At 38.3% G+C, this 535-nt stretch carries 1 pseudogene; it reads left to right on the top strand.

Going from position 1 to position 535, the window contains the following annotated elements:
- Positions 1-535, top strand: a pseudogene (locus tag ABD917_RS08835) (Vomp family autotransporter); the annotation flags it as partial.

Genomic DNA, 535 nt, shown 5'->3' with positions numbered 1-535 from the left:
TGGTGGTGCTAAATATGAAAATGGTCAATGGATTGCACCAAGCTTCAAGGTTAATACAGTTAACGCTGAAGGTCAGGAAACAAATGAAACATACCAAAATGTAGCAGAAGCTTTAACTGGAGTTGGTAGTTCTATTACGAATGTTCAGAAGAAAGTGACTGAACAAGTAAATAATGCCATTACCACGGTCAAAGGCGATGCCTTATCGTGGAGTTCAACTGATCAAGCTTTTAGTGCTCAACATGGTGTAGATAAGGAAAAGACCAATAGCAAGATTACACATCTTTTAGATGGTAATATTTCTGCTACTTCAACAGATGCCATTACGGGTAAACAAGTCTATTCCTTGGGTGATAAGGTTTCCTCGTCTTTTGGTGGTGGAGCTAACTTTGGAAATGGAAACTGGAACTACCCAACATTTAAAATTAAAAGAGTTAAATCTGATGGTACAGAAGAAGAGCAAAGCTATACGAGTGTAGCAGAAGCTTTTGAGGGTGTTGGTACTGCTTTCACGAATATCAAAAATGAGATTACC

Source organism: Bartonella pachyuromydis (assembly GCF_039543065.1).
In the GTDB taxonomy this organism is placed as follows: Bacteria; Pseudomonadota; Alphaproteobacteria; order Rhizobiales; family Rhizobiaceae; genus Bartonella; species Bartonella pachyuromydis.
Note: the sequence above shows the minus strand (reverse complement) of the source record. Positions and strands in the feature narration are given on the sequence as shown.